Source organism: Micromonospora sp. M51 (assembly GCF_018070305.1).
Taxonomy (GTDB): Bacteria; Actinomycetota; Actinomycetes; order Mycobacteriales; family Micromonosporaceae; genus Micromonospora; species Micromonospora parva.
The window spans coordinates 1-5,778 of sequence record NZ_JAGPXZ010000381.1; the positions used below are offsets into that span (position 1 = coordinate 1).

Annotated in this window: 6 protein-coding genes; all 6 read right to left on the minus strand. The window is 73.4% G+C overall.

Going from position 1 to position 5,778, the window contains the following annotated elements:
* Positions 1-40 precede the first annotated feature (40 nt).
* A complete protein-coding gene (locus KBX53_RS19855; protein WP_210860929.1) occupies positions 41-1,303 on the minus strand; it encodes an adenylosuccinate synthetase in 1,263 nt (420 codons plus the stop codon).
* On the minus strand, positions 1,300-2,259 hold the full coding sequence (locus tag KBX53_RS19860; protein ID WP_210860930.1) for a hypothetical protein: 960 nt from the start codon (positions 2,257-2,259) through the stop codon (positions 1,300-1,302). Before KBX53_RS19860 ends, KBX53_RS19855 begins: the two co-directional genes overlap by 4 nt.
* 9 nt (positions 2,260-2,268) lie before the next feature.
* A complete protein-coding gene (locus KBX53_RS19865; protein WP_247675901.1) occupies positions 2,269-3,237 on the minus strand; it encodes a serine/threonine protein kinase in 969 nt (322 codons plus the stop codon).
* Positions 3,237-3,989, minus strand: coding sequence for an NUDIX domain-containing protein (locus KBX53_RS19870; protein ID WP_210860934.1), 753 nt, complete (start codon positions 3,987-3,989; stop codon positions 3,237-3,239). The genes KBX53_RS19865 and KBX53_RS19870 overlap by 1 nt, the downstream gene beginning before the upstream one ends.
* A 104-nt stretch (positions 3,990-4,093) precedes the next feature.
* Positions 4,094-4,960 carry a MaoC/PaaZ C-terminal domain-containing protein gene (locus KBX53_RS19875; protein ID WP_210860936.1) on the minus strand — a complete coding sequence of 289 codons (867 nt, stop codon included), beginning with the start codon at positions 4,958-4,960 and terminating at the stop codon, positions 4,094-4,096.
* Positions 4,960-5,778: 3-oxoacyl-ACP reductase (locus KBX53_RS19880; RefSeq protein ID WP_210860938.1), on the minus strand; the 819-nt coding region annotated here is incomplete at its 5' end. The genes KBX53_RS19880 and KBX53_RS19875, both read right to left, overlap by 1 nt.

The window sequence follows — 5,778 nt, forward strand, 5'->3', positions numbered from 1 at the left end:
GGGGGGGGGGGGGGGGGGGGGGGGGGTGGGGGGGGGGGGGTTAGGCCGTGCGGGCCAGGGCCTGTGGGGCGAGCAGCGGGCCGTGTGGGGTCTTGTTGTCGACGGTGGGGCCGTGTGAGGTGAGCACCACCGGTGTGTCCAGCTCCGCGCCTACCGCTGCTGGCCAGTCCTGCGGCGCTTCGTCGTACAGCGGGTGGGAGCGCAGCAGGCGGGCGGTGAGCGCGGCCTGCCGGTCCAGGTCACCCGGTGGGCCGGGGGTGAGCCGGTCGGTCGTGTCGTAGCGGCGGCAGATCCGTAGCCCGGGGCCGGCGAGGTCGAGGTGGGTCAGCGCCAGGCCGTCGACACCGCCCGCCGCGGCGAGGGCGTACCGGTGGGCGACCGCGTCGAAGTGGCCGAACCGGAACCTGCCCTGCCACGGGTTGGTGCCGTTGTGCCGGTCGGTGAACGGCAGCGCCGGGTCCTCGGTCACCAGCGGGCCGGCCCCGTGCCGGGTGGTGACGACGCGCAACACCCCGATCCGGGTCACGTCGCCGGGCCGGCCCGCCTCGGCGAGCAGACTGTCGACGTTGGCGAACGTGGTGGTGCTCCAGGTGGTGTACGGGTGAAAGCCGTGCCACTCGTCGAGCAGCACCCCCTGCGCACCCTCGAAGACGCAGGTCCCGGTGCGCAGCGCCCCGGCCAGCCAGCTGCTGTCGACGATGGCGACCCGCCCGGCGAACCCGGTGAACGCGGGCAGGCAGTCCTCGATCGGTGGCGCGTCCAGCGGGCCCAACTCGGCGGTCAACCGGTCCCGCAGGACGGTCAGCCGACGGCGCAGCAGTGCGGGGCTGTGGCAGTCGGCGACCCGTGGCGCGTCGTCCGGGTGGGCGAGACCGTACGCGACGGCCTCGCCCACCCCCAGCCCGCAGGAGCCGTGCCGGTCGGCTCCCCGGGCGATCTCGCGGGCCCGGTTGGCGGCCCGGTGGTACGGGGTGGCGAGCAGCGCGTCCCCGTCGACGGTCAGCCGGTCGAGCGCGTCGCTCACCCCGACCGTGGCGAGGTGGTCGGCCTCGGCGGCCAGCGCCAGCGGGTCCACCACGACGTGCCGGGACAGGTGCGTACGCACACCCGGATGGAACGTGCCCGCCCCGAACTGCGCGAACGTGTGGTGCCGCCCGTCGCGCAGCACGACGTTGTGCGCCGCCTGCGCGCCCCCGTTGAAGCGGACCACGGTGTGCACTCCACGGGTGGCGCAGAGCCAGTCCACGACAGTGCCCTTGCCGGCGTCGCCGTAGCCGAGGTCGACCACCGCCACATGGTTCACAGCCGGGTCACCCCGCCGGTGGTGTCGCGGAACGCCGGCAGCGTCGACACCTCGGCCCGCCGTCCCCGGCCCAGGCGGGCCAGCGCCTTCGACACGGTCCCGGTGGCCGTGGAGCCGGCCCGGTCCAGGTGGCGGAGGCCCTCGTCCAGGTCGATCGCCTGTTCGCCGAGGCCGATGGTGAGTGCGATGGTCTCGCAGACCGCGTCGAGGTCGTCGAGGACGACGGCGTTCTGCCCGAGCAGGTCCCGCCAGAAGTCGAGCACCGTGGCGTTGCCGGCGTAGTGGCTGCCGGCGGGGAGCAGGTAGTAGGTGTCCCAGCGGCTGGTCACCTCGTCGACGACCTGCCGCAGCGGCACGTCCTCGGCGAGGTTGTCGCCGGTCAGGGCGGCCACCTCCCGGGCCTTCACCTGCGGGTACGCCAGCTCGTCGCCGATGATGAACAGGTAGCCGCGTCGACCGCGCTTCTCCCAGTTGTCGGTGACGGTGTGCCGGGCCATGAAGTACATGGCCAACTCGTACGACTCGCTCATCTGCCCGCCGCCACCGCCTTCGAGGACGATCCGGCCGAGGTCGTCGTCCATCCGGTTGTCCGACTCGAACTGGCCCACCTGCAACGGCACCCGGTCGCAGGTGGCGTCGCCGATCGCGCCGAACATGATCTGCGGGTCGCTGGCGTACCCCTGCCGTTGCAGCAGCCCGAGCAGCTGCGGCAGCTTGGTCTGCAGGATCCGTGGGACCGTGCGCATCGAGCCGGTCACGTCGAAGAGCACGGCGACGGGCGTCGACCTGGGGTGTTCGGCGGAGTCGCGGCTCTCGCGCATCGCGTCGCGGGGGTCGAGCGCGGGGTGCACGGTGCGCGCTCCGCTGTCGCTGTAGGAGAAGGCGCTCTTGCCGGTGGACCGGCGGTAGCGGTCGGCGGCGTCGTACACGTCGGTGGACCAGATTCCACTGCCCATGACAGCTCCTTAGGGGGTGAGGGTGAAGGGGCGGAAGGTGCGGGGCCCGTAGAGCCGGTCCAGCACCTGGTCGAGTTCGCGCAGCAGGCCCCAGGCGTCGTCGGGCCGGTCGGGGAGGCGGCGCTGACGGCAGCCCTGGGCGAAGGTGAGCAGCTCGCGCGGCGCGTGGCGGTTGAGCAGCGAGGTCATGCAGCGGGTGGCCATCCAGATGTCGGTGCCCGGCGCGCACTGCCGCTTCTGGGCGACCTCGGGCGGGTACCAGTCCTCGTGGCCGGGCACCAGCGCCGGGATCGTGCTGCCGACGGGGGCGGAGAAGCACCAGTCGACCAGCACCACGCCGTGGGCGTCCGGCTCGATCAGGACGTGTCGCGGAAGGACCGCGCCGTGCACGATGCCGGCCCGGTGGGCCAGGCCGAGCACCACCAGCAGCCGCCGCCACATCCAGGCCACGTCCCGGGCGTCCAAACCGTCGGGGTACGCGCGCCGCACCTCGTCGAGGTCGTGCAGGCCGGGCGCGGTGGCGAGCACGTTGATCCGCCGTTCGGCGCCGGTCACGCTGTCGCGGTGCCGGAATTCGTCGACGAGCCTCGGCACGTACGGCAGGTAGCGCGGGTCGCCGCGTTCGGCGATGGTGTGCAGGGCGTGCGCCTCGCGGGCCATCAGGTCGTTGTCGGTGGGCTGTCGGGGCAGCTTGAGCAGCCGGTCGTCGCCGACGTCGTAGAGGTCGGCGAGATCGCCGGAGTGGACCGGCGCGCCGAGGCGGTAGTCGCCGAGGACGGTGACCCGCCGGGCCTGCCACCGGGTGGTGACGTGGATGAAGGCTTCGGTGGCTTCGGCGCGTACCGCCGGGTCGGTCGGCAGGCGGTCGGGGTGCAGGGCCGCGACCAGCTCGCGGTAGCGGCGGGCCGACTGATCGGTGCCGAACAGGTCGGTGTCGGTGCGGGCGGCAGCGACCAGGCGGATGGACTCGGTGGTCATCACCGCAACTTCTCCTCGCGGGCGGGGCGCAGAAGCGCCGGGTGCAGCAGCCGGGCGTCGCCGGCCCGGTAGAGCCGGGCGCGGGGACCGCCTCGGGCCCCACCGCGCTCGGTGCTGGCGCCGGTGCTCTCCACGAAGCCCGGCACGGAGAGCACCTTGCGGTGGAAGTTGCCGGCGTGCAGCGGGTGCCCCCAGACGGTCTCGTAGACGGCCCGCAGCTCGCTGATGGTGAACTCGGCGGCGAGGAAGCGGGTGGCGAGGGGGGTGTACTCCAGCTTGGAGCGGGCCCGTTCCAGCGCGTCGTCGATGATCCGGCCGTGGTCGAAGGCGAGCTGTCGGCTGGTCAACGCGGTCACCGGCAGCCAGATCGCCTCGTCGGCGTCGCTGCCGGCGGCGGGGTCCGGCAGGTCGGGGGCGAACGCGAGGTGGGCGATCGAGACGACCCGCATCCGCGGGTCCCGGTCGGGAGCGCCATAGCTGCCCAACTGCTCCAGGTGTACGCGGCGCAGCTCCTCGCCGCCGAGCCCGGTCTCCTCGGCCAACTCCCGTCGGGCGCCGGCGGTCAGGTCCTCGTCGGGGCGGACGAAGCCGCCGGGCAGCGCCCAGTGCCCGGCGAAGGGTGCCTCGCCGCGCCGGATCAGCAGCAGGTGCAGCGCGTCCTCGCGGATGGTCAGCGCCACCACGTCGACGGTCACGGCGACCGACGGGTAGGCCCGGGGGTCGTACGCGGCCAGGAACTCCTGCTCGTTCATCGTGTCACTCTCATTCTGAGAACATCTCGCTGTGAGAACAACTTAACCCATGAAAGCGCCGTTGCCAAGAGGGCGCAATCAGCGCACGGGACGCTTCGGTGCGTTCAGCGCAGGTGACCCGTCAGGTGTGGTCGGCCACGGGAGTCGTGCAGTGTGAAGCCGCCGTCCGGCAGCAGCGCGAAGCTCACAGTGCTCGGCAGCGGCACGGGCAGCTTGAAGGCGACCTCGACGGTGTACGCGTCGGGCAGTCGGGCCTCCAGCGCGGCCAGGCAGCGCGCCTTGCTCCACATGCCGTGCGCGATCGGCCGGCGGAAACCGAACAGCCGCGCCCCGAATCGGGACGTGTGGATCGGGTTGTGGTCGCCGGAGACCCGCGCGTACTCCGTACCGATGCGCGGGTCCACCCGCCAGCGGGCGGTGGCCGTCGGCGGCGCGGGCCGTTCGCCCCGGTCGCGTCCGCCGGGCGTGCGCTCCCGACCGAGGTACGTCGAGACGCCGCGCCACACCTCCTCCCCGTCGACCGAGCCGACCAGCACCACGTCGACCTGCCGCCCCCGGTCGTGTGGGCGCAGATTCTCCGCGTACGTGGTGAAGTCGAGGGTCTCGTCGCCGGTGATCGGGCGGTGCACGGTGATCCGGTTGCCCACGTGCACCAGACCGAGCAGCGGGACGGGGAAGTCCGGCGCGGTCATCAGGCGTAGGGCCAGCGGGAAGCCCATGACGTGCGGAAACGTCGCGGGCAGCCGATCGCTCAGCCGGAACCCGCAGACCCGGTCGTAGTCGGCCAACCGCCCCCGGTCCACTGTCACCCCGCCCACCGTCAACTCGACCGCCGGCAGGTCGGGCCCTCGCCGCCCGCCCCCGAGGCCCGGCAGCGCGCCGAGCAACGCCCGTCGGTGCAGCGCCCCGGCCGCCGGCATCCGAGCCAGCTCGACACTGGTACGACCGCCCGGTCCCGACTGCCCGCCCATCACGCCCCCAGCAGGCTCTGCCCGCACACCCGGACCACGTTTCCGCTGACCGCGCCGCTGGCCGGCCAGGCCAGCCAACCGATCGTCTCGGCCACGTCCACCGGCAACCCGCCCTGGGCCAGGCTGTTCATCCGCCGGCCCGCCTCGCGGACCACCAGCGGGATGCGCGCGGTGAGCCGGGTCTCGATGAAGCCCGGGGCCACCGCGTTGACGCTGATCCCCCGTTCCCGCAGGGTCGGGGCCAGTGAGTCGACCAACCCGATCACGCCAGCCTTGCTGGTGGCGTAGTTGGTCTGCCCCCGGTTGCCGGCGATCCCGGCGATCGAGGAGACCGAGATGATTCGTCCGCCGGTCGGGATCAGCTCCCGCTCCAGCAGCACGTCGTTGATCCGCTCCTGGCTGGAGAGGTTGACGTCGATGACCTGGTCCCACCGGTCGGCGTCCATCCGGCCGAGCGTCTTGTCCCGGGTGATGCCGGCGTTGTGCACCACCACGTCGACCCGGCCGTGCCGGCTGGCCAGGTGCTCGGCGAGTCGGGTCGGCGCGTCCGGCGCGGTCAGGTCGAGGTGGACGGCGGTGCCGCCGATGTCGTTCGCCACCGCGGCGAGCGCGTCGCCGGCCGCCGGGATGTCCAGGGCCACCACCGTCGCGCCGTCGCGGGCCAGCACCTTGGCCAGCGCCGCGCCGATGCCCCGCGCGGCGCCGGTGACCAGCACCACCTGACCGTCCAGTGGGCGGTCCCAGTCGGCCGGGGTGCTCGCCGTGCCGCCGCCGACCCGGACGACCTGCCCCGCCACGTACGCGGACCGCCCGGACCG

Excerpts from the sequence above, each read along its gene's own strand:
- KBX53_RS19875 (WP_210860936.1), bottom strand. The coding sequence starts at position 4,960 with ATGGGCGGGCAGTCGGGACCGGGCGGTCGTACCAGTGTCGAGCTGGCT.
- KBX53_RS19870 (WP_210860934.1), bottom strand. The coding sequence starts at position 3,989 with ATGAACGAGCAGGAGTTCCTGGCCGCGTACGACCCCCGGGCCTACCCG.
- KBX53_RS19865 (WP_247675901.1), bottom strand. The coding sequence starts at position 3,237 with ATGACCACCGAGTCCATCCGCCTGGTCGCTGCCGCCCGCACCGACACC.
- KBX53_RS19860 (WP_210860930.1), bottom strand. The coding sequence starts at position 2,259 with ATGGGCAGTGGAATCTGGTCCACCGACGTGTACGACGCCGCCGACCGC.